Origin of the sequence: Dongia soli (assembly GCF_034044715.1) — a bacterium.
Lineage (GTDB): Bacteria > Pseudomonadota > Alphaproteobacteria > Dongiales > Dongiaceae > Dongia_B > Dongia_B soli.
In genome coordinates this window covers 901,190-926,731 of sequence record NZ_JAXCLW010000002.1, presented here as the reverse complement: position 1 = coordinate 926,731, position 25,542 = coordinate 901,190, and the positions used below count along the sequence as shown (strand labels likewise).

The following is a 25,542-nucleotide window of genomic DNA, read 5'->3' as shown; positions in this document are numbered from 1 at the left end:
TCATGGCATCAGACCGGACGATCACCAATGATCGTGGCGCGGTGCATGATCCGGCGATGGGGCAGATAATCAGCGAGGGCGTAATGCTGGGTGCAGCGATTGTCCGAGAAAGCGATGGCATTCTGCTTCCAGTGCCAGCGGATGGTGAATTCCGGTTTTGCGATATGGGCGAAAAGCAGCCGTAGGACCGCATCGCTTTCGGTCTTGCTGAGATCCTTGATGCGCGTGGTAAAGCCTTCGTTGACGAACAGGCCCTTCTTGCCGGTCACGGGATGCGTACGCACCACCGGATGGGTCATCGGCTTATGGGTTTCACGGGTCTTCAGCCAGCGTTTCTCGTCCTCTGGCGTGGTGCCATAGCGTTCGCGCGGGAAGGACTTTTCGAAATCATGTTCGGCATAGAGCCCATCGAGGAAAGCGCGGAAGGCGGGTGACAGCGATTCATATGCAGCCGTCATGCTCGACCAGGTCGTATCGCCGCCGACCGGCGGCAGCTCCCGGGCATAGAGAATGGCGCCCATCGGCGGCGTTTCGATGAAGGTCACATCGGTATGCCAGTTATCATTATCCGGCGGATTGTCGTTATGGGTGTCGAGAATGATGATCTCTTCGGCCCCTTGCACATTCGGGTAAAGCGGGTGGATATGCAGCTTGCCGAAACGCTTGGCGAAGTCGCGCTGCTGTTGGGATGTGAGATGCTGGTCTTCGAAGAAGATCACCTGATGCGTCAGCAGCGCGTGCGTCAGACGTTCGATGGCGCGCTCGTCAAGCTCGGCCGCGAGATCGACATTGCCGATCAACGCACCGATCGTCGGACTCAGCGGTGTCACGGTTATGCGATCGGCGATTGTCCGATTGCTCATGATCAGTTCTCCAGATGTGTCAGATATGGCCCTTCCAGGGCGTCAGGAAACGTTCGATGCCGCGCACGACCAGCTCCAGGGCAAAAGCGATGATGGCGATGACGAGAATGCCCATTACTACGATATCGGTAACGAGGAACTGCGATGCCGACTGGATCATGAAGCCGAGGCCACGCGTCGCCGCCACCAGTTCCGCTGCGACCAGGGTCGACCAGCCGGCGCCGAGGCCGATCCGCAGCCCGGTGAGGATCTCCGGCAAGGCATTGGGCAGGACGACCAGGCGAAGGATCTGCGATCGGGTCGCGCCCATGCTTTGCGCTGCACGCAGACGGTCGCGGGGCACGGCCCGAACACCCGATGCGGTGGCAATGGCGATCGGTCCGAACATGGCGGCGGAGATCAGCAGGACTTTGGAGAATTCGCCAATACCGAACCAGATGACCACCAGCGGCAGATAGGCCAAAGGCGGAATCGGCCGGTAGAACTCGATGATCGGATCAAAGATACCGCGCAGCACCGGGCTGAGGCCAAGCCCGAAGCCGACCGGCACCGCTGTCAGCGAGGCGGCCAGCAGCGCCAGGCCGATGCGCATCAGGCTGGCGCCGGCATGCTGTGCCAGGGTCGCATCGACGAAGCCGTCACGGGCGACGGCGGTAAACTGGTGCAGCACATCGGCCGGGGCCGGCAGGAAAAGCGGCGGCACCAGTGTGAGTTCGGCGGCGAGCCACCAGAGGACAATCCAGCCGAGGCTGGTCGTGCCGGCCACCCACAGCGTCAAGTAACGCGAGTTGCGGCGTTTCTTCACTGGATGCGCCACCGCTTGGGGCAGCGCCTGCGTCGTGACATCGACCATGGCTTGCTCCTCAGCGGTGTGCGGCATGGAGCCGCTCGATCTTGGGCCGTGTGATGTAGGTAGCGCTTTTCTCGCCTTCCGCCCTATCGCTGTCAAGCTGGCTATCGAGAATCAGGCTCAGTACCTCCTCGCGCGTGGCGACGAAGGCGGGGTCCGATTTAATCCGCCGGGCCGGTTCGCCGCTCAGATAGCGGCGGCTGAAATCCAAGTTCTTGCGAGCGACGATGCGGCCGGGTCGCGGCGACATGACGATCAGTTGCGTTGCCATGAAAACCGCCTCTTCGATTTCGTGGGTGATCAGGAAGATGCCCTTACGCGTCCGGCCCCAGAGATCGAGGATCAGGGTCTGCATGGTCTGGCGCGTGATCGCATCGAGCGCGCCCAGGGGTTCATCCATCAGCAACACTTCCGGATCGTTGGCGAGCGCCCGCGCCAAACCGACCCGCTGCTGCATGCCGCCAGAGAGCGACCAGATCGCCTGGTTCGCGACTTTCGACAAGCCCACCATACGAAGGAGATAGTCGACCCGGTCCGCACGCTCCCGTTTCGGCCAGTCTTTCACGCGCAGCGGAAATTCCACATTGCTGCGGACATCCAGCCAGGGGAACAAGGCATCGTTCTGAAACACGACACCGCGATCGGCATCCGGCCCTGTGATGGCTTCGCCGCGAAACCGCGCCTGACCGGCATCGGGCGACAGGAAGCCCGCCATGACATTCAGCAAGGTCGTCTTGCCGCAACCGGAGGCACCGAGGGCCACGACCAGTTCGCCCGCATCGATATCGAGCGAGACATCCTGCAGCGCCTGAACCGGCTGCTTGGCACTGTCTTCATACGCAACGGAGAGGCGATCGATGGAAAGGAGCGACATGGCGGCTACCTGATCAAATGCGGTCATGGAGGGGCTGGCCGGATGCGAGCGGTCCCGCATCCGGCCGGCGTTCAGGGATTGGATCAGTTGGTGGCGATGGCCGATTTCGCGAACCGGTCGGTGACATAAGGATGGTAATCGGACAGGGCAGCCGGGACCTTCTTCTGCTGCACCAGGAAATCCGATGTCTTGGCGAGCGCATCGACGGTATTGTTGCCCAGCAATTTCACCTGTTCCGGCAAAGCGGGGAAGTGATTGCCGGCGAGCAAAGCGGGGATTTCTTCGACCTTGGCGCCGCTCAATTGCGATACCTTCTTCAGGTTGTCGTTATTCGCCGTCCAGGCCTTAGGATCCTTGTTGTAATCGGCATAGATGTCGCCGGTGACCTTGACGAAGGCGGTGACGACATCGGGATGAGCTTTGGAGAAATCGGCGCTGGCGATGTAGGCATCGAAAGTCGGGGCGCCCCATTTGCCGACTTCCGTCGAGCTCACCAGGACCTTGCCGCTTTCCTTGACCCTGCCCAAAGCAGGGTCCCAGACATAAGCGGCATCGATGTCACCGCGCGCCCAGGCGGCGGCGATCTCCGGCGGGCGAGAATTCAGGATCTGCACCTGGGTGGCATCGATCTGCCAGTGCTTCAGCGCCGCCAGCAGGCTGTAATGGGTGGTGGAGACGAAGGGAACGGCGATCTTCTTGCCGATCAGGTCTTCCGGCTTGTCGATGCCGGCGCCGTTGCGCACCACCAAGGCTTCGGATTCACCGATCTGCGAGGCGATGAGGATGGTCTCGACCGGCAGCTTGCGGGTCGCGGCAGCGGCGAGGGGACTGGAGCCGACGTAACCGATATCGACATCGGCCGAGGCAATGGCGGCGATCACGTCGGCGCCGGAATCGAATTTCCGCCAGTTGATCTTCCAGCCGGTGGCCTTTTCATAAAGGCCGTCCGCTTGCGCCACTTTGGCTGGATCCACGGTGGTCTGGTAGGCGATGGTGACCTCGTTATCGGCTGCCTGCGCTGAGGCAGTGACGGCGGTCAGCAGGGCCGCGCCCGCCAGAATGCCGGAAAGTGACTTCAACATTTCAAGCTCCCAAAGAAGGTTCGATCTCTGAGGGAGTGGTAATCCCTACCAAATTAGTAGACAAACGAGTGTTTCTCGTGCCGCCGCAAGTTTTTCTTGTGGCGCGCCACGATTTTTACTTAGCCGCAATGTTGCAGCCGGCGGTGCGGCGATAACCGGGTATTCCACTGTCGATGCCGGCCGCATTGCCGTAACCGGGAAAGGATGCCGCGGGTCTTCACGGGCGCGCTTTCAGGCTCGATAGGTTGCGGAAACTGCTCGTCGAGGCTGGGACGAGGCGGACGCCGGGCAGAAACGAAACCTCGGCTAAGGCCGAAGATCAGGCAATCCAATACATCACGGTCATTCATGAGTTCCTCCTAGGGGCTCGGCGATCGGCATTTGCGTGAACGCCGCTACCTATGCCCTTTATTTGACGCTAATTGACGGAGGGAACAAACGAGAACATATTGGAATTTGGTTGTTATTCATTAGATATATTCATAATTTGGCGAAGACTATGGCCGAACGATTGCCGTCATTGCCGGCCTTGCGGGTCTTTGAAGCGGCAGGGCGCCTACTGAGCTTCACCCGCGCGGCAATGGAGTTGAATGTCACCCAGGCGGCGGTCAGTCACCAGATCCGCAGTCTCGAGGATCAACTGGGCCAGCCGCTCTTCGAACGCACCACCCGTCGCCTTGCCTTGACGGCGGCGGGCGAGCGCCTGCTGCCGGCGGCGAGTGCCGCCTTCGGCACGTTGGAACGGGCGATCGCCGATCTGCGGCGCGCCAAGGCGCAACTGAGCATCACGACCACCCCGTTCTTTGGTGCACGTTGGCTGGCGCCCCGCCTTGGCCGCTTTGCCGCGCGCCATCCGGAAATCGAGATCTCCGTGCGGCATACGACGATGATGCTCGATCTCGGCGCGGAGCGGATCGACCTCGCCATCCGTACCGGCCGGGGCCAGTGGCCGGGCCTCGAAGCAACCCTGATCGCGCCACTGACCATGGTGCCGGTGGCAGCACCGTCTTACATCGAAGGTCTGGCGTTGCGGAAATTCGCAGACATGTCCCGCGCAATCTTGCTGCATGACGAAACGCGGGAGGAATGGGCCGAATGGCTGTCGATCGCGGGACTGGATCCGGCCTGGGCGCAGCAGGGCCCGGTTTTCGATGACGAGCATGTGCTGATTGCGGCGGTGATCAGCGGGCAGGGCGTTGCCTTGGTTCTACGCAATCTCGTGGAAAAGGAGATCGCCGCCGGTCAGTTGGTGCCGGTTTTCGACCTGACGATCGGCGAAGGGTGGGGCTATTACCTGGTACACCAATTTGGCATGGCGAAACTGGCTAAGGTTGCCGCTTTCCGCGACTTCGTGCTGCGCGAGGCGGTCGCCGAGAAATAAGCGAAAGGCGTCAGATCTGCTTGGGCTTATACAGTGGAACGCCCAGTGCCGAGAGCGCGACGAGGATCACACTCGCACCACCGTGATAGACGACGTTTATTAGGGATGTCTCGACCGGATGGAACAAGGACAGGCCACTGGCGACCAAAGCGGAGGTGGAGAGCATGCCGAGAATCAGGGTTAGGCCGGGCCGGATCCACGCGCCGTGACGCAGTATGAAATAGAGCCCGAGACTGAGCGGCAGGCTGAGCCCGACGATCCAGGTAAAACAGTCGAAACTGGAAGTGAGCGAAAGACTAGCTCGCCCCATCCGCACCCAGTCGCTGAAACAGCCATAGCCGGCCGAAGCGAACCATAGAAGCAGCCCCGGCACCGGGAGGAGCGCCCAACGCGCCGACCAGCCGGGCACGCTTACCAGGAAGACGGCGACGCCGGCAAGCAGGCCGGTCAGGAATGTCGTGATCAGCAGCAGCGTATAACCGGTGTGATGCAACATTTCGGCGATGTCTGGCCGCAGTCCATGGATGAGCGCCGCCGCAACGTTAATGACTAGAGCTGTCACCAGCCACAACGCGGCTCGGCGGAATGGTGAGGCGAGGCGCTGGACTGGCGTCAGATCCGCCGCCAGATCGGCAATCAGCTTGTCCGTCTGATCGGTCATTTTTTATCGCTCACCCGTTTCTGCCGCCCCCAAAGCGCGGCGCAAGGCTTTCATCGCTCGATGTACCGCCAATTTGACGGCACCCTCGCTTTGCCCGGTCACGGCCGCCGCCTCGCGTAACGACATGCCCTTGATCTTGACCAGGGAGATCGCTTGCCGCTGCCCCGGCGGCAATTGTTCCAAGGCCCGGTACACAGCGCGCATATCGAGACTGGCCTCGGTTACCATATTCGCGTCATCGGCAACAAAGGTTTCATCTTCATGTTCGGGTAATTCGGTTTCGCGCGCCCGTTCCCGATACAGGCGCCGCAACCGATCAGCAATGCGCCGTTCGGCGATGACATTGATCCAAGGCTGCAAGGGCCGGTCGGGATCAAAAGTATGTCGGATGGCGTGGATCGAGAGGAAAATCTCCTGTACCGTATCATCGATGTCCTGAGGCCGGGACAGGCGGCGGGCTGCGAGCGCGCGCAAATATGGGCGCAAGGCCTGCAACAATGCTTCATACGCCGATTTGTCGCCATTTTGTGCGAGCACGAATAAGGCAGCCATATCCGTCCATGCTTCGGCGTTACCCGCCGCCGATCGCGTCTTGGCATTGCCGGTCCGCTGCCTGTTATCCTGCGCCAAAGTACCGCCCTTGGTCATCCTGTCCGGGTGAGCCTAGGCGGTGTCACGCAAATCGCAACAAAAAACTTGTCACATAATGTAACCCGATGCGCGCAGTCGGCGAATAAGTTCTCGTCAGGTGATGATGCCGGCGATCAAACAGAGGAGAAAAACATGAATAAATCAGCAGTGGCGGCGTCGATCCTCGGCGCGGCGCTCAGTCTCTCGGCCGCTGGTCTTGCGACCTCCAGTTCGGCGCGCGCGGATGACCAGGAAAAGTGCTTTGGCGTGGCCAAGGCTGGCGAGAATGCCTGCTCCGGCTCCAGCAATGCCGGCATGCATTCCTGCGCTGGCCATTCCACTGTCGATTATTCGGGCAAGGATTGGAAACTGGTCCCGGCCGGCACCTGCGAGAAGATGGGCGGCAAGAAGGAAGCCTTCGATGGCATAGGCAAGCCGATGTAATGGCACCCGAACGCCATAGTATTATATAGTATTATACAGCCATGTCATCTTCCCCGGACATGCCTGTAATGGGAACCGCGGCCCGATCTTTTCCACGCGCAGCGATCGGGCTGCGGAACCCGCATCTGGCGCAGGTCCAAGAGAGGCGGCCGGATCTCTCCTGGCTGGAGATTCACAGCGAGAATTATCTGCTGCCGCCTCTGGCGCCGCGCTTCAAGGCCATCGAAAAGGTTCGCGAGCGCTATGATCTCAGTTGTCACGGGGTCGGCCTGTCAATCGGTTCCGCGAGCGGTCTGGACAGGAACCATCTGGCCGGGCTGAAAGAGCTGTATGACCGGCTCGAACCCTGCATGATATCGGAGCATCTCGCCTGGAGCGTTCTCGATGACCATTACTTCAACGATCTCTTGCCGCTGCCATATAGTTCCGAATCTCTGAAAGTGGTTTGCGACAACATCGACCTCGCGCAAGAGATGCTGGGTCGCCGTCTCCTGATCGAAAATCCCGCACGTTATCTCATCTTGCCGGACAGTGATTTTTCCGAGCCCGCATTCCTGCGCGAGATGGTCGCCCGGACCGGCTGTGGCCTGCTGTTCGACGTTAATAATCTCTTTGTCAGCGCCCATAACCTGCATCTCGATACGGCGGTCTATCTCTGGGATCTGCCGATCGAAGCGATCGGTGAAATTCACGTCGCCGGGCATAGCCACCAGGATCTGGCGGAAGACGGCAAAGTGGTGGATAGCGTGCTGATCGACGATCACGGCAGCGCGGTGACGCAAGAAGTTTGGACCCTGCTCGATGTGCTGTTGTCGATCGCCGGACCGCAACCTGTTCTGGTCGAATGGGACAACAACGTACCGCCGCTCGAAATCTTATTGGCAGAAGCTGAAAAGGCGCAGCGGCTGATTGATGGCTGCCGGTTGAGGGACGAGGTCTCCCATGTTGCATGAATGGCAACAGGATTTCTCCCGCTGCCTGCGCGATCCACGCGCGGTGCCGGCGGCCTTGCAGGATAGCAAGCGGCGGTTTGCCATTTATCGCGACAGCGTCACCGCTTCGCTCGTCACTGCTTTGGGCGATGCTTTTCCAGTGACCCGGCTGCTGGTGGGTGAGCGCTTCTTCAGCGCGTTCACCGTTGACTATGTGCAGCAGGAGCCGCCGCGTGTTCCGCGTCTTTCCGCCTATGGCGGCAGCTATCCGGATTATCTGCGGCGCCTGCCGGTACTTAACGACCTGCATTACATTGCCGAAGTGGCCCAATTGGAATGGGCGAGGATCGAAGCCTATTTCACCGGGCCCCCGGTGCAGGTGGTGCAGGTGGACCGGTTGCTGGGATACGCTCCCGATATCTTGCCTTCGCTGCGACTTCAACCGGAACCCAGCCTACGGGTGATAACTGGCGAGAGTCCGATCTGGTCGATCTGGACCGCCCATCAGGTCGACCGCCCCGATCTGGAAAATATCGATATCGGGCAATCCCAAGCGGTACGCGTGTCCTGCGCAAGCGACAGCGTCGTGATGTCGCAAATCGCTTTGGGCCATGCTGTCTTTCTCCTGGCACTGATCGACGGACATTCCATTTTCGCGGCGACCGAAACGGCCCTGAGGGCGGATCGCGGTTTCGATCTGCAAGCAAGTCTTGCGGCGGAATTGCGGCTCGGCAGCTTCACCGATATTTCAGAACCGTAAGAGATGAGTTGATGGCGTTTCGAGGAAAATTAGCGAATTGGCTACGATCGCTCGAGCAGGTCGGCGGACCAATCGTGGATCTTCTGATCCGGATCGCCGTGTTTCGCGTCTTCTTCTGGTCCGGCCTGGTTAAAATTCATGACTGGGAAGGAACCGTGCAATTATTCCAATACGAATACATGGTACCTTTCCTGTCGCCATCCATAGCGGCGCTTTTGGCGACCTCTTTCGAATTGGGTGCTTCAAGCCTGGTCCTGCTCGGTTTTCTCACACGTCTCGCCGCCTTGCCCTTACTGGGCATGGCGATGGTTATTCAATTCGTGCTGGGTGCTGCCAATCCTGATTATAGCCAGTTGGAGCATTATCTGTGGATGGTGCTTCTGCTGAGCATTATCGTGCGCGGTCCGGGGTTGTTTTCGATCGATTATTTGTTTCATAGACCGGGTGGCGAAGCGCGGTCGGATATTGCGGTGCACTCGGTCAAACTTGACTAATGTGCGGATTTCTCTCTTGCGCCGGCTGCCTGGGGCTGAAATGATTTTCTATCTGAAGCAACCAGGCTGCGCGGACGGGTACCTCCCGGAACCAGCCGGCGCGGCCGCATCAGAGGGAGGATCGCATGCCTGGCAGAGATCCGACGGCGCCGCGTTGCGCCGCTCTTATCGGACCTTATCTCAGCGGAAAAACAGCCTTATTCGAAAGCCTCCTGTACGTCACCAATGCGTTGCATCGCAAGGGGACGGCGAAGGAGGGCAACACGCTGGGCGATGCATCGCCGGAAGCGCGACAACGCAAGATGTCCGTCGAACCCACCGCGGCGGTCACGCAATATCTGAACGAGGATTGGTGCTTCATCGACTGCCCCGGCTCGGTTGAATTCAATCAGGATACCCGCAATGTCCTGATGATCGCCGATGTGGCGGTGGTCGTGATCGAACCAGTGGTCGAACGTGCCCTCGCTTTGACGGGGCTTTTTAAATATCTCGACGATCACGACATCCCGCATCTCATTTTTATTAATAAGATGGATGTCTCCGCCCAGCCGGTGCGGGAGGTGCTGTCCGCCCTGCAATCGGTCTCCGCGCGGCCGCTCCTGCTGCGCCAGGTGCCGATCCGCGAAGCCGGAAAAAACGGCGATGTCATCACCGGCTATGTCGATCTCGTCAGCGAGCGGGCCTATCATTATCAACCGGGTCGGGAATCGGCGCTGATCCAATTGCCGAATACCATTCTCGCCCGGGAGCAGGAGGCGCGCGGCGATCTGCTGGAGCATCTTGCGGATTTCGATGACGACTTGCTGGAACAGTTATTAAGCGACGCCCAGCCCAGCAATGACGCTATCTATCACCAAATTGCCAAGGATCTTGCCGCCGATCTCATCGTGCCGGTATTGCTCGGCGCGGCAGAAAAGGATCACGGGGTTCGGCGCCTGCTGAAAGCCTTGCGTCATGACGTGCCAGGTCCCGATCTGACGGTGCAGCGGCTGCATCTGCAGGATAAATCAACAGCCGCTTTGATTTACAAAACTGTGCATCAGCCCCATGCCGGGAAATTGTCCTTTGCCCGCATCCTCGCCGGTAAGCTGACTGACGGCATGACGTTGAATGGACAGCGTGTCGCCGGCCTGATGCGCCCCAAGGGCAATGTGCTGGAAAAGACGCCGCAGGCCGGCTTCGGTGAGGTCGTCGCGCTCGGCCGTTTGGATCAGGCAAAGACCGGCGATCTGCTGCAGGCGGAAGGAACTGCCGCGCGGCATGCAGAGTGGCCGGAGCCGCTCGCGCCGCTTTTCGCCTTGGCGATGGGTGTCGAGAACCGCAACGATGAAGTGAAGTTGACGGCGGCGTTGGCCAAGTTAACGGAAGAAGATACATCGCTGACCTTCGGTCACGATCCGGATACCCACGAGCTGTTGCTCCATGGACAGGGTGAGATCCATCTGCAGGTGGCAATCGAGCGGTTGAAAAGCCGGTATAATCTGCCGGTCCGGGTGCAGCGGCCGCAGGTCAGCTATCGCGAGACCATTCGCCACAAGACGGCGCAGCATGCCCGCTTCAAACGGCAAAGCGGCGGCCATGGGCAATTCGGCGATGTGCATATCGAGGTCTGGCCGCTGGAGCGCGGCCAGGGATTCCTATTCGAGGACCGCATCGTCGGCGGCGCCATCCCGCGCCAGTTCATCGGCTCGGTCCAGGACGGCGTGAAGGATTACCTCGGTCGCGGTCCTTTGGGATTCCCGGTCGTTGATGTCGCCGTGGCTTTATGCGATGGCCAATATCATTCGGTCGACAGCTCGGACCAAGCCTTCAAGACGGCGGGCCGCATGGCGATGCAGGAGGCCTTGCCGAAATGCGATCCGGTCCTGCTGGAGCCGATTTATCAAGTGGAGATTTCGGCGCCCAACGAATTCACCTCCCGGGTTCATGGTTTGATCAGTTCGCGGCGCGGACAGATCCTGCAATTCGCGGCGAAGCCCGACTGGCCCGGCTGGGAATCGATTGAAGCGCTGATGCCGCAATCGGAAATTCTCGATCTCGTGATCGAGCTGCGCTCCCTGACGCAGGGCGTCGGCAATTTCACGGCTCATTTCGATCATTTGCAGGAGCTGACCGGACGCCTTGCGGAAAAGGTCATCGAGCAACGCCGGGCGGCGCAGTAATAGGATCGATCGCCGATCGCGGAGATCAGGACCGCACCCTCACATAGCTGCCGGGCGCATCCTCGATCGGCTTCATCTTGTTGTTGCCTGGCTTGCGGGCCGGCACTGTGCCGCCGCTGTGGGTGGTCACCCATTTCTGCCATTCCGGCCACCAGGAGGCGGGGCGGATCTCGGCACCGGCCAGCCAGTCATCCGGTTTTTTCGGCAGCGTCTTCGCCTCATTGACCCAGTGATTGTATTTGTTTGCCGCTGGCGGATTGACCACGCCGGCGATATGGCCCGATGAGGCCAGCACGAACTTGACGGGCCCGCGATAAAGCTGTGTCGCGGCATAGGTCGATTTCCACGGCGCGATATGATCTTCCTTGGTCGAGAGAATGAAGGCCGGCGTCTTGATCTTGGTGAGATCGATCGGCACGCCTTTCAGCGTCAGCCCGCCCGGTTTGCTGAGCCGGTTCTCCTGATACATATTGCGGAGATAGAAGCTGTGCATCGCCGCCGGCATGCGCGTGGCGTCGGAATTCCAGTAAAGCAGGTCGAACGGGAAGGGCTCCTTGCCCAGCAGGTAATTGTTGATGACGAATGACCAGATCAAGTCATTGGCCCGCAGCATATTGAAGGTATTCGCCATCGCCGTACCTTCGAGATAACCCTGCTGGCTCATGCGCGCTTCCAGCGAGGCGAGCTGTTCCTCATCGACGAAGACGGCAAGCTCGCCGGCCTCGGCGAAATCCACCATCGTGGTCATGAAGGTGGCGCTGGCGATGCGGTCCTGTTTCTTACTCGCGGTCAGATAAGCGAGGGTACAAGCAAGCAGGGTGCCGCCCAGGCAGTAGCCGATGACATTGGCGCTGCTTTCGCCGGTGATCGCCTCCATGGCGTCGATCGCCGCGAGGGGGCCTTCGTTCATATAGTCTTCGAAACTCTTGGCGGCCAGTTTCTCATCGGGGTTGACCCACGAGATGACGAAGACGGTGTGACCCTGTTCCACCAGCCATTTGATTAGGGAATTCGCCGGCTTCAGGTCCAGGATATAATATTTGTTGATCCAGGGCGGTATGACCAGCAGCGGCCGCTTCGCCACTTTCTCGGTCACCGGCTCGTATTGCAGCAACTGCATCAGGCCGTTCTGGAACACGACCTTGCCCGGCGTGACGGCGATGTTTCGGCCGATCTCGAAGGCTTCCAGATCCGTCATGCGGATCGCCAGCTTACCCTTGCCGCGCTCCAGGTCTTCCAGCAGATTCTGCAGGCCCTTCACCAAGTTTTCACCGCCGCTTTCCGCCGTTGCGCGCAAGACCTCCGGATTGGTCATGGCAAAATTGTTAGGCGCCATGGCATCGACAAATTGGCGCGTATAGAAGTCGACTTTCTGGGCGGTCCTGCGGTCCAGCCCCTCGACATTATGAACGGTCGATTGCAGCCAGCGGGCGGTCAGCAAATAAGACTGTTTGATGTAGTCGAAGACCTGGTTGTCCTGCCACGCAGCATCCTTGAAGCGGCGGTCATCAGCTGCCGGCTTGATTACAGGCTCGGCTTCGCCGCCCATCATCCGGCGCGCGGTGTTCTGCCAGAGATTCATGTAATCCTGCCAGAGCGAGATCTGTGCCTCGACCAGCTTTTGCGGATCGGCCATCAAGCGCGAGGTCATTTCCAGGAAGGCACGACCGATATTCAGGGGATCCGCCTGAGCGCCGATATCATCGGCATTTCGGCTGAGAAAATCGCTTACCAGACGTTGTGATTGCTCGGCAATTTTCGCCATTGCTTCCGACCAGGCCGCCGGATCTGTGCCCTTGTTTTCCAGGTCGGGTTGTTCAGCCATGAAATCTCCTGAAAGTGGCCTTTATTCAAGATGTTGCATACGGCGGAAAATACCAATCGACGGCAAGGTTTCTCTGCTATAGTTAGGAACCGAGACGGGATTCGAACGCCATATTGCCAGCCCTTGGTAAATATATTAGGTCGCTTGGCGGTGACTGTCATCTGCTCCGCCCAGGATTTTGTTTGGTCGGAAAGGATGCGAGGGCTCAGAACATGTCCGCACGGCGCGGATGGGGAGTTAGAGGCAGGATGATCGACTATAGTAACGACGGCAATCGTCAGCTGGATTGCGGTCGAGCCGTGCGCCCATGCGAAGCGCAAGCGGGGGACAAAAGCCCATTTGGACAGGACATGAATCGCATGCCGGCGTTACGACGCCATATATGCCGTTGGGGTTTCATCGCGGCCGCGGTATTTGCAGTCAGTGCCTGTAGCAGCGACGAGCCGCCATTCCCACCGACCGCTAGCGGGCCGGATCTGACGACCGTCCCGCAAGGATTGGGCAGCGACAGCGCCAATGCCCAATATACCGACCAGACCTTGGAACCGCAGTCCGAAAGCGTGCCACGGCCGGAACCGGCACCGCCTCCGACGCCCAAGGCCGCGGAAGGGGAGGCGCCGGAAGCCGCGCCGCCCGGCGAAGCCCAACCGTCGACTGAGCCCGGCACGCCTGCCGCCCCGCCGACACCGTCCGAACAGGCAGCTCCCACGCCGACCCCAGCCCCGGCTGCCAAAAACAGTTCGGGCTATCCCGATATCAACACAGTGCCAATGGAAAGGCCGACGCCGGAACCGAATATGGAACCTGATCAGCCGCCGGCGGATGATCAGTCGAACGGCTCGCCGCAATCGCTCAACGCGGTGCCGAATGCCATGGATCGACTTGCCGGGGCAGCTGACGAAGAGCTGACTATTATTACTGCTGCAGGCGATGTCGATACGAGCGACACGCAGGCCGATACCGGCCAGATCGCTCAAGCCGACAATCAGCCGGATCCCCTGTTCGGCCAGACGACCTTGCCGCCTTACATCGGCTATGATGATGCACAGAAGCAGGCCCGGTCGCAGCAGCTTTATCATTCGCCTTACACCGGCGCAGTGCCTGGGATCCGCGGTACTGCCATAGGCGGCCCGGTCGTACTGAGCGGCACCTCGAATGGCGGTTCGGCTGCCTATGGCAATCAGCCAGGGATATATGTCAATTATGCTGGAACGGGTCCGCAGGTTTCCGGCCCACAGGGCTTCGGCCAGCCGGTTGCCGGCTTTGCCGACCAGCCGGGAGGAGAGCCGGTCGGCCTGATTTATTTCGGGAACGGTTCGGCCCAACTCTCCGCAGATGACCGCCGCATCCTCAAGCAGGTTGCTCGCATGCAGAAGACTTATGGCGGCGTCGTTCGCGTCGTCGGCCATGCCAGCTCGCGCACCGAGGACATGCCGCTCGATCGGCATTACAAAGCCAATGCAGATATGTCCCAGCAGCGGGCGCAAGCCGTGGCGGCCTATCTGGTGCGCCTGGGCGTCGATGCCAGCCTCGTCCAGGTGGCGGGCGTCAGCGACAGCCGGCCGGTCTATCCGGAAATCATGCCGTCGGGCGAAGCGGCAAATCGGCGTGCAGAAATTTATCTCAGCAGCAACTGAAAGTTTATGATGAACGTGTTACCGCATCGGCGGTCGATCGGAGACGGTCATGGCCGCTGAAAGTGCAACGTCTCGCAAAACGAAAGCGGGGGCGGACCGGCCTTTGCGTGTCGGTATCGCCGGCCTTGGCACAGTGGGCGGCGGCGTGGTCAAGCTCCTGACGGAGAATCGCGACGTCCTCCTCCAGCATTGCCCGCGAGCCATCGAGGTGGTTGCCGTTTCGGCACGGGATCGCAAGAAGGATCGCGGCCTCGATCTCAGCCAGTTGGATTGGTGTGACGATGCCTTGGCGCTGGCCAGCCATCCGAAGGTCGATGTCGTCGTCGAATTGATCGGCGGTTCCGACGGTCCGGCCAAGGCTCTGGTCGAAGCGGCCATCGCCAACGGGAAACATGTCGTTACCGCCAACAAAGCCTTGCTTGCCCATCACGGCACGGCGCTGGCCTTGGCGGCGGAACGGGCCAGCCTGGGACTTGCCTATGAAGCGGCGGTCGCTGGCGGCATACCCGTCATCAAGGCAATGCGCGAGGGCCTAGCGGCAAATCGCATCGAGCACGTCTACGGCATCCTCAACGGTACCTGCAATTACATCCTGACGCAGATGCGCGAGACGGGCCGCGAATTCGCCGATGTCCTGGCCGAAGCGCAGGCTCTCGGTTATGCCGAGGCTGATCCCAGTTTCGACGTCGACGGCATCGATGCCGCGCATAAGCTGTCGATCCTGACCAGCGTTGCCTTCGGCTGCGCAGTGGATTTCGACGGTATCCGGGTCAGCGGCATCCGCAATGTCTCGGCAATGGATATCGTCTATGCCGAGGAACTCGGCTATCGCATCAAACTGCTGGGCTTGAGCCGCCTGACCGAGCACGGTGTTGAGCAACGCGTGCATGCCTGCATGGTGCCGCAATCCAGCGTCATCGCCAAAGTCGACGGCGTCTTCAATGCCGTGGTGACCAACGGCAATTTCGTCGGCCAGAATGTTGCTATCGGCCGGGGCGCCGGGGCAGGGCCGACGGCTTCCGCCGTGGTCAGCGACCTGATGGATATCGCCCGCGACCGCATCTTGCCGGCTTTCTCGGCGCCGGCCGAGACCCTGCGTAAGCTACCCTCGGCCCCGGTCGGCCGGCGGATCGGCGCGTTTTACCTGCGGCTGATGGTGGTGGATAAGCCCGGCGTGGTGGCCGACATTGCTGCTATCATGCGTGACGAACATGTGTCGATGGAGGCCATGATCCAGCGTGCGCGCCAGCCCGGCGGCCCGGTGCCGATCGTCCTCACCACCCATGAAACCACGGAGGCGGCCATTGCCCGCGTCGTGGTCAAATTGGATCAGGTCGAGGCGATTCTGGAACCTGCGCATGTAATGCCGATCGAGATGTTGGCCTGATAGACTCGTGCCCAAAGACGCTGCAACATGCACGTGCAGCGGCAATAGGCCGGCAACGAAAACGTGACGTGCAACGCGGCCTCGGCGGCGATAAGCCTTGAGACCCATTGCGGGGAGTAGAGAGAATGGATCGTAATCTGGCTTTGGAAGCAGTGCGCGTAACGGAAGCGGCGGCCTTGTCGGCGTCGCGGCTGATGGGGCGTGGCGATGAGAAGGCCGCCGATCAGGCGGCAGTCGATGCCATGCGTCGTGCCTTGAATGACCTTCCCATCGAGGGCACGGTGGTCATCGGCGAGGGCGAGCGCGATGAAGCGCCGATGCTCTATATCGGCGAGAAAGTGGGCTCCGGCGGCCCGAAGATCGACATCGCTTTGGACCCGCTCGAGGGCACCACGATCTGCGCCAAGGGCGCATCCAATGCCCTGGCCGTGGTAGCGATGGCGGAGGCCGGCAACTTCCTCAATGCGCCGGACGTTTACATGGATAAGATCGCCGTCGGCCCCGGCCTGCCGGAAGGCGTCGTCGATCTCGATAATTCGCCGGAACAGAATCTCAAGAATCTCGCCCAGGCGAAAAAGATGGAATTGAGCGATCTGGTCGCTTGCATCCTCGATCGCCCGCGCCATGCCGAATTGATCGCCAAGGTGCGCGCCGCGGGTGCGCGGATCATGCTGATCTCCGATGGCGATGTCAGCGGCGTCATCGCGACGGCAACGCCCACCAGCGGTGTCGATATCTATCTCGGCAGCGGCGGTGCGCCGGAAGGTGTCTTGGCGGCGGCGGCTTTACGTTGCATCGGCGGCCAGATGCAGGGCCGGCTGTTGTTCCGCAACGACGATGAGCGCGGTCGCGCCCATCGCTGGGGCATCACAGACCTCAACCGCAAATACAATCTGATGGATCTCGCCAAGGGCGATGTGATGTTCGCCGCGACCGGCGTCACCGACGGCGCCATGCTGCGCGGCGTCCGCCGGTCCGCCGGCATGGCCTCGACCCATTCGCTTGTCATGCGGTCGAAGAGCGGCACCGTCCGTTATGTCGAGGCGCAGCACAACTGGAAAATCAAGCGTCCGATCGACGTCTGAGCATGGCGGTGGTTTGAATATGGGGCCTGTCGACGCATTTCTCGGCGTCGCTCGCTCGGCTTGCGGCCGCCTCTGGCGGTTGCGGGTTCCTGATGGCGGTGGCGAGGTCGACCGACAGGGTCTCGCCATTTCCCAGCGCCTGCAATTGCCTGAACTGGTCGGCCGGCTGCTTGCCGCGCGCGGCCAGACGGTGGAAACCGCCGAAGCCTTCCTGGCGCCGCGCCTGCGTGATCTGCTGCCCGATCCGTCGCAATTCCGCGACATGGAAAAGGCTGTGGATCGCCTCGTCACGGCCATCGAAAAGAACGAACGCATCGCCATCTTCGGCGATTACGACGTTGATGGCGCAACCTCGGCGGCCCTGCTGATGCGCTTCCTGAAAGCGGTCGGCGCGGCGCCGATCCGCCTCTATGTGCCCGACCGGATGAATGAAGGCTATGGCCCCAATGCGCCGGCCATGCATCGTCTGCGATCGGAAGGCATCGACATCGTCATCACGGTCGATTGCGGCATCACCGCTTTCGCCGCTTTGGAAGAGGCGGCGAAGATCGGCCTCTCTGTCGTGGTCGTCGATCACCACGTAGCCGAGCCGGCGCTGCCTATCGCGGCCGCCATCGTCAATCCCAACCGCCTGGACGAAACGCCGGGCCATGGCCATCTGGCGGCGGTCGGCGTCGCCTTCCTGCTGGTGGTGGCACTCAACCGCGCGCTGCGGCAACGCGGCTGGTACAATACGACAAGGCCTGAGCCGGATCTCTTGCAGTGGCTCGATCTCGTGGCTTTGGGCACCGTCTGCGACGTCGTGCCACTGACCGGTCTTAACCGTGCCTTGGTTGCCCAAGGCCTCAAGGTGATGGCCCAGCGCCGCAATATCGGCATCAGCGCGCTCAGCGACGTGGCCGGTGTTGCCGAACGGCCGGGCACCTATCATGCCGGCTTCCTGCTCGGTCCCCGCGTCAATGCCGGTGGCCGGGTCGGCGCCTCCGATCTCGGTGCCACCTTGCTGTCCGGTGAAGATGCGATCCTGGCGGGAACGCTGGCGCGCCGGCTCGATGAGCTGAATGCCGAGCGCCGTGCCATCGAGGCTGACGTATTGGCTGCCGCCATCGAAGCGGCGGAGCGTCAGGCGGCGGAGAATCCGCATCTGATCCTGGTCGGTGCCGAAGGCTGGCATGCCGGGGTGATCGGCATCGTCGCCGGCCGTCTCAAGGAACGCTATCAACGCCCGGTCTGCGTCGTCGCCTTGGATAGCAACGGGATGGGGAAGGGGTCGGGCCGCTCGGTCGCCGGCCTGCATCTCGGCAATGCCGTCATCGCCGCTCGCGAGGCCGGCATCATCGCCAAAGGCGGCGGCCATGCCATGGCGGCAGGTTTCGAAGTCGGCGCCGAGCGCATGCCGGAACTCGCGGATTTCATCTCCCGTCGTTTCGTTACCGATCTCGACGGTAGTCCCCTGGTGCCGGTGATGCCGCTTGACGGCGCCCTTCAGCCGCGCGCCGTCACACCGGATTTCGTCACCATGCTGGAGCAGATCGGCCCCTTCGGCAGCGGCAATCCCGAACCGCGTTTCGCCATTCCCGATGCCCGGATCGCCTTTGCCGATGTGGTCGGCACCGGCCATGTCCGCTGTCAGATCCAGGGCAGCGACGGGACAAGGATGAAGGCCATCGCCTTCCGGGTGGCGGACGAGCCGCTCGGCAAGCTGCTGCTGCAATCGCGCGGCGCGACCTTGCATCTCGCCGGCAGCCTGCGCCTCGACCGCTGGCAGGGGCGGGAGGAAGTCCAGCTCCTGATCGACGATGCCGCCCCAGCCGGGCTGAGTACCGGGCTTTGAGCCTGCGGAAACAACCGAAAATTCAGCGATTTACCCGCCGCTTCTGTCAAGCGGGACGATCCGGACAGGAATGCGCAAGAAAGCGAACCGACTCGGCGTTTCAGGGTTGCATTTAGCCCGGCCACCGGTTAAACAAGCGCCGTTCCGTGGCGAGCCGCTCAGCCGCCACCGGTCTTTAGTCCCCATCGTCTAGAGGCCTAGGACATCGCCCTTTCACGGCGGTAACAGGGGTTCGAATCCCCTTGGGGACGCCATCGCGCTGCGATGACATTGCCGGAAACGGCTATTTGCCAAAATCTGTAGAGAGAGATGCGCCCGCTGACCGCAGGCTCGGCTCGTTATGCGCGTCTGGATTGTCTGGCACCTTGCCGTTGCCTTCCGGCCAAAACGGGATGACGATGATCAACTGTCATTGAGCACATTCTAGCGGCGCGCGATGCGACAAAGGCACCGCAGGGGAGATCGACAATCTCCAGAAGCACGGGCTGAGCGATGACCAATAGGCTGCCTGCAATCTTCTTCGGTCATGGCAATCCGATGAACGCCGTCACCAGCAACGGCTTTTCGGACGCATGGCGGCGCATCGGGCAGGAAATTCCGAGGCCGACGGCCATCCTGTCGATCTCCGCACATTGGTTCGTGCCCAAGACGGGTGTGACGATCGCCACGGCGCCAAAGACGATCCACGACTTCGGCGGATTCCCCCCGGAACTTTATCAGGTCCAATATCCCGCACCGGGCGATCCTGTGTTGGCGCGCCGGGTGCAACAACTCTTGTCGCCTTTGGACGTGCAACTCGACAATTCCTGGGGACTGGATCATGGCACATGGTCCGTGCTCCGGCATGTTTATCCCCGGGCCGAAATTCCCGTCGTGCAGCTCAGCATCGACGAGACTGAACCAGCCTCGTTCCACTTTGAGATCGGCAAGAAGCTCGCGCCGTTGCGGGATGAAGGCGTGCTGATCTTCGGCAGCGGCAATCTCGTGCACAATCTCCATACCTATGCCTGGGGACGGCATTCGCGCGACCCCTATGATTGGGCGGTTCGCTTCGAAGATGAGGCGAAGCAAATGATCCTTGCCGGCGATTTCGATCCGCTCATCCACTATGAAAACCTCGGCCCCGATGCGGCGCTTTCAATTCCGACCCCTGATCACTATCTGCCGCTGCTCTATGTCCTTGGCGCCGGGCAACACGAGGAACAAATCGGCTTTCCTGTCGAAGGTGTCGATGGCGGCTCGATCTCCATGCTGACGGTTCAGGTGGGGTGACCGGGCGCCGCACGTGCCGGTCTGCAACCATGCTGATGAGAAACGGCGGGACCCTCATCGCTGCTCTCCGCCGTCTCTGAAAAAAGCTCGGATATGCCTGTAGGCCGGGGTGGCATGAATGCACGGCGAACGGCCACGATTATGACAAGGAGAGGGTTCTCATCATGAACAAGGTCCAAGGCAATTCGACTGACACGATATTGGATAATGTCGACGGTCTGCTCGCGGATTTGGAAGCCTTCTACAAGGATCTGCATGCTCATCCGGAACTCTCGATGCAGGAGACGCGTACGGCAGGATTGGCCGCCGATCGCCTTCGCGCCGCCGGTTATGAAGTGGCGACTGGCATCGGGCAGACCGGCCTCGTCGGCCTGCTGCGGAACGGGAATGGACCGACGGTCATGCTGCGGGCCGACATGGATGCGCTGCCGGTGGCGGAGGCGACGGGTTTACCCTATGCCAGCAAGGTAACCGCCGCCGATCGAGATGGTAAGACCGTGGCGGTCTCGCATATGTGCGGGCATGATATGCATGTGACATGGCTGGCGGGCGCCGCGAAACTGCTCGCCGAGGAACGCACGGCGTGGCATGGAACCTTGATGGCGGTCTTCCAGCCTGGAGAAGAAACGGCCGAAGGTGCCCAAGCCATGATCGACGATGGCCTTTTCAGTCGCTTTCCCAAACCGGATGTGGTCCTTGGCCAGCATGTCATGGTGGGACCGGCCGGCACCGTTGCCGGGCGCGCGGCTGCGATCACTTCGGCGGCGGACAGTTTGCAGATCCGCCTGTTCGGCCGCGGCGCGCATGGGTCGATGCCACAGGCCAGTATTGATCCCGTCATCATGGCGGCGGCGATTGTGATACGGCTTCAAACCATTGTTTCGCGCGAGGTGGCGGCCGCCGAGGCTGCCGTCATCACCGTAGGTTCATTGCAGGCGGGCACCAAAGAGAATGTCATTCCCGACGAAGCCATCATTAAACTGAATGTCCGGACATTCGATGCCGGGGTGCGAAAGCGCGTGCTCGCGGCGATTGAGCGCATCGTCAATGCCGAGGCGGAAGCGTCAGGCGCTCAGCGCAAACCCGAAATCACGATCTTGGATCATTATCCCCTTAACATGAACGATCGCGATGCAAGCAAGCGGGTGGTCGACGCATTCCGCGCGCATTTCGGTGCGGGGCGGGTTCGTGAAACGGGGCCGGCCCCGGCAAGCGAGGATTTCGGGTCATTTGGATCCCAGTGGCAGTCACCGTCGGTTTTCTGGTTCGTGGGCGGCACCGATCCCGATATCTATGAGAAAGCCAAGGCGGCTAATCGGCTGAACGAGCTTCCGGTCAATCACAGCCCGAAGTTTGCGCCGGTCATCCATCCTACGTTGCGGACCGGCATCGAGACACTGGTCGCCGCGACGCAGGCATGGCTCTCACCCTAAGCAATGCTGAAAACACCATGTAACGGTGTCAGGGGAAAAGGCATTCATGGAGTTGCTCCCATATATACTCGACCTTGCCGGCACCTTTGTCTTCGCCCTCAGCGGTGCGATGGCCGGTGTTAAGCATCGGCTCGATGTGTTTGGCATTCTGGTGCTGTCCTTTGCCGCGGCCAATACCGGCGGAATCACACGGGACGTTTTGATTGGCGCCGTTCCGCCCGGGGCTATCAACGACTGGCACTATTTAGGCGTCTCGCTCCTCGCCGGCCTCATTACATTTTACTTTCCAGCCGCGATTACGCAGCGATGGAGTCCGGTACTGGTGTTCGACGCTGCGGGATTGGCTCTTTTTGCGGTTTCCGGGGCGCAGAAGGCTCTTGTCTATGGGCTGAACCCGGTCATGGCAACCTTGCTCGGCATGCTGACCGGTATCGGCGGCGGCATGGCGCGCGATGTCCTGTTGGCGAAAATCCCAACCGTGTTGCGGGCGGAGCTTTATGCGGTAGCCGCCCTGGCTGGTGCGGCGATCGTGGTGATCGCCAACATGCTGCAACTGCCGTCCCCTGCAGCGGCGCTTGTGGGGGCGGCTCTCTGTTTCGGACTTCGGGTCATGGCAATCAAATACGGCTGGCGATTGCCGGTCGCCGCAACTCGCAGGCGGCGTGGCCGCGATCCAGGGTCCAATCCGCAACCGCCGCCGGAAGATGCCGGTTAGTGGTTCTTGTCGTGATGCTGGTGCCGGAGCCTATAGCCATCGCCAGATCCCAGGGACCGAAGACGGTTACGATCCTTGTCCAGGTTCGAGCCGCCAATGCGCGAGCTTATAACCGGGATGCTGTTCCAGCCATTGCGCGAGAATGCCTTGTGCTTCCACAAAGGCCATAATGGGCATGGCCGAACCGTGTTCCATTGGCTGCTCGTAAACTTGGCAACGGTCTGGGGCATTGATGGCGCAGATCGTAATAATCAATGAATAAAGCATGACAACGAATCTCCATGAAGTTGACCGGCATTTCGAAAGGTCACTTTGCGAATTGCCGCGGGCTTCGTTTGGCTCTTCAAGTCCGCCCCGGTCCGCGCTGCGACGGCTTTCAGTCTTTACCAGAGACGAGTCCAAAGGTGCTGCGATGCCGCCGATTTGACTGCTGCGGGTCGCGTTTGGTGCTCTTTTATCGGGCCAAGCTTACCGTTACGTTCCGGCAAAGGTGCGAAGCCCCCTAATTTTTCGTCATTTCCGAAAGATTCTTCTTGGATAAGATTGCGGAAAAGCAACTTATTCGCGCCTAGGAAGCTCCTGCATAATCGGCAACATCGCGAGACGAGGGATGACACAGAAAGATCTGAAGACAGTAGCCGTTATCGGCGGTGGCCTGATCGGGGCCAGTTGGGCGGCGCTGTTTGCGCGGGCCGGTGGCTATCTGGTTCGGGCCTGGGATCCGTCGGAGGCGGCACGGGAGAGCTTTGCTGATCGGGCGGACAAGGCGGCCAAGCAGCTGGTTCAGCTGGGCTATCGCGCCGAGGGCAGCGTTACCGTGGTCGAGACCCTGGCCGGGGCGGTGCATGGGGTCGATTGGGTTCAGGAGAATGCACCTGAATCCGTCGAGCTCAAGACCAAGCTCTACCGCGAAATCGAGCCTGCCGCGCCGCAAGGTGCCGTCATCGCCAGCAGCACATCGTCACTGCGCTGGTCGGATCTGTCGCAAGGACTGGCGCATCCGAAGCGCTTCATCCTGGCGCATCCCTTCAATCCGCCGCATCTCATGCCGCTTGTTGAGCTATATGGCCAGGATGATGAGGTGCTCGCCCGGGCGGAGATATTTTATCGTGGTCTCGATCGCGAGACCGTTCGTCTCAAGCGCGAGGTTGCCGGCCATCTCGCCAACCGGCTGGCCTCGGCGCTGTGGCGCGAAGCGGTCAGTCTGGTCGAGGAAGGTGTCGCCGACGTGGCGGATATCGACCGGGCCCTGGTGAATGGGCCGGGGCTGCGCTGGTCCATCATCGGCGCGCATATGGCCTATCATCTGGGCGGCGGGGCAGGCGGCATCGAACATTACCTCCAGCATCTCGGTCCTAGCCAGGAACGCCGCTGGAAAACCCTTGGTAATCCGCAGCTGACCCCAGAGCTATGCGCCAAGCTGGTCGCCGGGATCGCCGAGGAAGCCGCGGGTCGGTCCATCGACGATCTGGAAAAGGAGCGTGATGCAAAGCTGATGGCGACGCTGCGGCTGAGGACCAAGCAATGAGCCCTTCGCGCATCATGCTGGTTCATGCCTTGACGGAATCCGTGGCGCCGATCCACCGTGCCTTCACCGCCCATTGGCCCGAGGCGACTTGTTTCGATCTCATGGATAACTCGCTCTCCAGCGACCTTGCCGCTGCCGGCGAGCTCACGCAGAGCATCCGAGAACGCTTTCTCACATTGGGGCGTTACGCGGCCAATCTCTCTGGCGATGGCGGCAAGACCGCGGGAATTCTGTTCACCTGTTCGGCCTTCCAGCCGGCCATCGATGCAGTGAAAGCCGATTTGTCCCTGCCGGTTCTGCGCCCCAATGAAGCGGCTTTCGAGGCGGCGCTCGATACCGGCCGGTGCATAGGCCTACTGGTGACCTTTCCGCCATCCTTAACTGCTTTGACAACCGAGTTGCGCGGCATGGCCGCGGCGCGGGGTATCGAGATCAATCTCATGGCGCGGAACGTCGATGGCGCGCTCGCAGCCCTGAAAGCAGGTGACGGCGCGCGGCATGATGCATTGGTTGCGGAGGCAGCGGCGGAGATGCACGTTGATGTGCTGGTGCTCGGCCAGTTCTCTCTTGCCCGGGCCGCGGCGGCGATTGCGCCGGTAGCGGGCCGCACGGTTCTCACCACACCGGACAGCGCCGTCCGGAAAATGCGTCAGCTGGTGGCAGCTCAACGACCAAGCTGAGCGCGTCACGCGAGGGCTTTTTCGACGCGCTTGATCAGGGAGGCCGCATCGCGTGGGGCACGCACCTTCATGTCATTGTCGAAATAGACATAGACATCGCGCGTCGCCCGTTTCGGCGCGGGTTCATCAAGGACGCGTTTGGCATCCTTGGGCTCCTCGCCTTTAGCCCAGGCCGTTACGCGCTTGCACCATTGTGACAGGGCACGGCTGTCATAGCCGCTGGCATATAACACTTCGGAGCCGTGCAGGCGGCAATAGATGAAATCGCTGGTGAGGTCCATCAGGCAGGGCCATTCCACCGTATCGGCGACGACCAGGCCCACTTTGTATTTCCGCAACAGCTTGATGAAGTCGGGCGAGCGGAAGCTATCGTGACGGATTTCCATCGCATGACGGAGGGGAATTTTCTTTGGTGGCTTCAAGGATGTCCGGCCTTTCACCTTGTCATCGTGCCGGCGGGCGAGGCGCGCCGCTGCTTCGGTATCTTGCGGCAATAACTTGAAAAAGGCTTCGAGGCGGTCGGAATCGAATTTGAAATTCGGCGGAAATTGCCAAAGAATCGGACCAAGCTTGGCGCCGAGTTCAAAGATGCCGCTGGCAAAGAAATTGGCGAGCGGCTTTTCGACATTCTTCAGGCGCAGGAGATGGGTGATGTAGCGTGGGCCTTTAACCGCGAAGACAAAATCTGCCGGCGTCTCGGCGGCCCACTGCGCGAAGCTTTCCGGGCGTTGCAGCGAATAGAACGTGCCGTTGATCTCGATTGTCGGGAAACAATCTGCGGCGAAGGGTAATTCATCCTTTTGCTTCAGATCTTCCGGATAGAACACACCGCGCCATGGCTTGTATCGCCAGCCTGATATGCCGATGCGAACCTTCCCCGATCTGCTCATCCCGCACCTCCATTAAAATGGAGAAACAGACAGTAGGGGGAAAGGTTCGATGCCGAGGATATATCGCGGCTTCGTGATGAGCCGCAGTCTTGCCTGTGGCTCGGTGGCGCCTATATAGCGCGA

The 25,542-nt window shown here is 60.8% G+C and carries 25 protein-coding genes and 1 tRNA gene; 16 read left to right on the top strand and 10 right to left on the bottom strand.

What is annotated here, in order from left to right; all coding sequences use genetic code 11:
• Nucleotides 1-8: 8 nt before the first annotated feature.
• From tauD to SMD27_RS10770, 5 genes are all read right to left on the bottom strand, one after another.
• The gene (gene tauD / locus SMD27_RS10790; protein ID WP_320508370.1) at nucleotides 9-863 is read right to left on the bottom strand and encodes a taurine dioxygenase; all 855 of its coding nucleotides are present in this window, start codon (nucleotides 861-863) and stop codon (nucleotides 9-11) included.
• Nucleotides 864-882: 19 nt separating this feature from the next.
• Nucleotides 883-1,716: a taurine ABC transporter permease TauC gene (tauC, locus tag SMD27_RS10785; RefSeq protein ID WP_320508369.1), complete on the bottom strand. Its 834-nt coding sequence runs from the start codon at nucleotides 1,714-1,716 to the stop codon at nucleotides 883-885.
• Between the two features lie 10 nt (nucleotides 1,717-1,726).
• Complete coding sequence (locus SMD27_RS10780; protein ID WP_320508368.1) at nucleotides 1,727-2,614, bottom strand: taurine ABC transporter ATP-binding protein; 888 nt, start codon at nucleotides 2,612-2,614, stop codon at nucleotides 1,727-1,729.
• Between the two features lie 56 nt (nucleotides 2,615-2,670).
• A complete protein-coding gene (gene tauA, locus SMD27_RS10775; protein ID WP_320508367.1) occupies nucleotides 2,671-3,669 on the bottom strand; it encodes a taurine ABC transporter substrate-binding protein in 999 nt (332 codons plus the stop codon).
• Nucleotides 3,670-3,788: 119 nt separating this feature from the next.
• Nucleotides 3,789-4,019, bottom strand: coding sequence for a hypothetical protein (locus SMD27_RS10770; RefSeq protein ID WP_320508366.1), 231 nt, complete (start codon nucleotides 4,017-4,019; stop codon nucleotides 3,789-3,791).
• Nucleotides 4,020-4,168: 149 nt separating this feature from the next.
• On the opposite strand from SMD27_RS10770, the gene gcvA reads away from it, so the two are divergent.
• Entirely contained in the window at nucleotides 4,169-5,050 is an 882-nt protein-coding gene (gene gcvA, locus SMD27_RS10765; protein WP_320508365.1) for a transcriptional regulator GcvA, read from the top strand.
• A 10-nt stretch (nucleotides 5,051-5,060) separates the two neighbouring features.
• Here the strand turns inward: gcvA and SMD27_RS10760 are convergent, their stop codons facing one another.
• Together SMD27_RS10760 and SMD27_RS10755 are read right to left on the bottom strand one after the other, a co-directional pair.
• Nucleotides 5,061-5,711, bottom strand: a complete 651-nt coding sequence (locus SMD27_RS10760) for an NrsF family protein (protein ID WP_320508364.1) — start codon at nucleotides 5,709-5,711, stop codon at nucleotides 5,061-5,063.
• Between the two features lie 3 nt (nucleotides 5,712-5,714).
• On the bottom strand, nucleotides 5,715-6,359 hold the full coding sequence (locus SMD27_RS10755; RefSeq protein WP_320508363.1) for a sigma-70 family RNA polymerase sigma factor: 645 nt from the start codon (nucleotides 6,357-6,359) through the stop codon (nucleotides 5,715-5,717).
• Nucleotides 6,360-6,494: 135 nt separating this feature from the next.
• Between SMD27_RS10755 and SMD27_RS10750 the strand changes: the two genes are divergently transcribed.
• The 5 genes from SMD27_RS10750 to SMD27_RS10730 all read left to right on the top strand — a co-directional run bounded on the left by SMD27_RS10750 (nucleotide 6,495) and on the right by SMD27_RS10730 (nucleotide 11,133).
• Nucleotides 6,495-6,785, top strand: coding sequence for a BufA1 family periplasmic bufferin-type metallophore (locus SMD27_RS10750; RefSeq protein WP_320508362.1), 291 nt, complete (start codon nucleotides 6,495-6,497; stop codon nucleotides 6,783-6,785).
• A 68-nt stretch (nucleotides 6,786-6,853) separates the two neighbouring features.
• Nucleotides 6,854-7,738, top strand: a complete 885-nt coding sequence (gene bufB, locus SMD27_RS10745) for an MNIO family bufferin maturase (RefSeq protein WP_320508361.1) — start codon at nucleotides 6,854-6,856, stop codon at nucleotides 7,736-7,738.
• Complete coding sequence (locus tag SMD27_RS10740; protein WP_320508360.1) at nucleotides 7,728-8,477, top strand: DNA-binding domain-containing protein; 750 nt, start codon at nucleotides 7,728-7,730, stop codon at nucleotides 8,475-8,477. The genes bufB and SMD27_RS10740 overlap by 11 nt, the downstream gene beginning before the upstream one ends.
• Nucleotides 8,478-8,488: 11 nt before the next feature.
• Nucleotides 8,489-8,971, top strand: a complete 483-nt coding sequence (locus tag SMD27_RS10735; protein ID WP_320508668.1) for a DoxX family protein — start codon at nucleotides 8,489-8,491, stop codon at nucleotides 8,969-8,971.
• Nucleotides 8,972-9,096: 125 nt separating this feature from the next.
• The gene (locus SMD27_RS10730; RefSeq protein ID WP_320508359.1) at nucleotides 9,097-11,133 is read left to right on the top strand and encodes an elongation factor G; all 2,037 of its coding nucleotides are present in this window, start codon (nucleotides 9,097-9,099) and stop codon (nucleotides 11,131-11,133) included.
• 25 nt (nucleotides 11,134-11,158) lie between these two features.
• Here SMD27_RS10730 and SMD27_RS10725 read toward each other — a convergent pair whose 3' ends face one another.
• On the bottom strand, nucleotides 11,159-12,958 hold the full coding sequence (locus SMD27_RS10725; RefSeq protein ID WP_320508358.1) for a PHA/PHB synthase family protein: 1,800 nt from the start codon (nucleotides 12,956-12,958) through the stop codon (nucleotides 11,159-11,161).
• A 359-nt stretch (nucleotides 12,959-13,317) separates the two neighbouring features.
• On the opposite strand from SMD27_RS10725, the gene SMD27_RS10720 reads away from it, so the two are divergent.
• The 8 genes from SMD27_RS10720 to SMD27_RS10685 all read left to right on the top strand — a co-directional run bounded on the left by SMD27_RS10720 (nucleotide 13,318) and on the right by SMD27_RS10685 (nucleotide 22,321).
• Nucleotides 13,318-14,595 carry an OmpA family protein gene (locus SMD27_RS10720; RefSeq protein ID WP_320508357.1) on the top strand — a complete coding sequence of 426 codons (1,278 nt, stop codon included), beginning with the start codon at nucleotides 13,318-13,320 and terminating at the stop codon, nucleotides 14,593-14,595.
• Between the two features lie 49 nt (nucleotides 14,596-14,644).
• Nucleotides 14,645-15,982 (top strand): homoserine dehydrogenase, encoded by a 1,338-nt coding sequence (locus tag SMD27_RS10715; RefSeq protein WP_320508356.1) that lies wholly within the window; start codon nucleotides 14,645-14,647, stop codon nucleotides 15,980-15,982.
• A 125-nt stretch (nucleotides 15,983-16,107) separates the two neighbouring features.
• The gene (gene glpX / locus SMD27_RS10710; RefSeq protein ID WP_320508355.1) at nucleotides 16,108-17,067 is read left to right on the top strand and encodes a class II fructose-bisphosphatase; all 960 of its coding nucleotides are present in this window, start codon (nucleotides 16,108-16,110) and stop codon (nucleotides 17,065-17,067) included.
• Between the two features lie 19 nt (nucleotides 17,068-17,086).
• On the top strand, nucleotides 17,087-18,901 hold the full coding sequence (recJ, locus tag SMD27_RS10705; RefSeq protein ID WP_320508354.1) for a single-stranded-DNA-specific exonuclease RecJ: 1,815 nt from the start codon (nucleotides 17,087-17,089) through the stop codon (nucleotides 18,899-18,901).
• A gap of 178 nt (nucleotides 18,902-19,079) precedes the next feature.
• Nucleotides 19,080-19,155, top strand: a tRNA-Glu gene (locus SMD27_RS10700).
• A 238-nt stretch (nucleotides 19,156-19,393) separates the two neighbouring features.
• Nucleotides 19,394-20,173, top strand: coding sequence for a 4,5-DOPA-extradiol-dioxygenase (ygiD, locus tag SMD27_RS10695; RefSeq protein WP_320508353.1), 780 nt, complete (start codon nucleotides 19,394-19,396; stop codon nucleotides 20,171-20,173).
• A 164-nt stretch (nucleotides 20,174-20,337) separates the two neighbouring features.
• Nucleotides 20,338-21,606: a M20 family metallopeptidase gene (locus SMD27_RS10690; protein WP_320508352.1), complete on the top strand. Its 1,269-nt coding sequence runs from the start codon at nucleotides 20,338-20,340 to the stop codon at nucleotides 21,604-21,606.
• A 46-nt stretch (nucleotides 21,607-21,652) separates the two neighbouring features.
• Nucleotides 21,653-22,321, top strand: coding sequence for a trimeric intracellular cation channel family protein (locus tag SMD27_RS10685; RefSeq protein ID WP_320508351.1), 669 nt, complete (start codon nucleotides 21,653-21,655; stop codon nucleotides 22,319-22,321).
• A 66-nt stretch (nucleotides 22,322-22,387) separates the two neighbouring features.
• Here SMD27_RS10685 and SMD27_RS10680 read toward each other — a convergent pair whose 3' ends face one another.
• On the bottom strand, nucleotides 22,388-22,588 hold the full coding sequence (locus SMD27_RS10680) for a hypothetical protein (protein ID WP_320508350.1): 201 nt from the start codon (nucleotides 22,586-22,588) through the stop codon (nucleotides 22,388-22,390).
• Nucleotides 22,589-22,931: 343 nt separating this feature from the next.
• Here SMD27_RS10680 and SMD27_RS10675 point away from each other — a divergent pair, with 343 nt between their 5' ends.
• Together SMD27_RS10675 and SMD27_RS10670 are read left to right on the top strand one after the other, a co-directional pair.
• Entirely contained in the window at nucleotides 22,932-23,849 is a 918-nt protein-coding gene (locus SMD27_RS10675) for a 3-hydroxyacyl-CoA dehydrogenase NAD-binding domain-containing protein (RefSeq protein WP_320508349.1), read from the top strand.
• Nucleotides 23,846-24,529: an aspartate/glutamate racemase family protein gene (locus SMD27_RS10670; protein ID WP_320508348.1), complete on the top strand. Its 684-nt coding sequence runs from the start codon at nucleotides 23,846-23,848 to the stop codon at nucleotides 24,527-24,529. The genes SMD27_RS10675 and SMD27_RS10670 overlap by 4 nt, the downstream gene beginning before the upstream one ends.
• A gap of 5 nt (nucleotides 24,530-24,534) precedes the next feature.
• On the opposite strand, the gene SMD27_RS10665 is transcribed toward SMD27_RS10670, so the two are convergent.
• Nucleotides 24,535-25,419, bottom strand: a complete 885-nt coding sequence (locus SMD27_RS10665) for a DUF72 domain-containing protein (RefSeq protein ID WP_320508347.1) — start codon at nucleotides 25,417-25,419, stop codon at nucleotides 24,535-24,537.
• Between the last annotated feature and the right edge of the window lie 123 nt (nucleotides 25,420-25,542).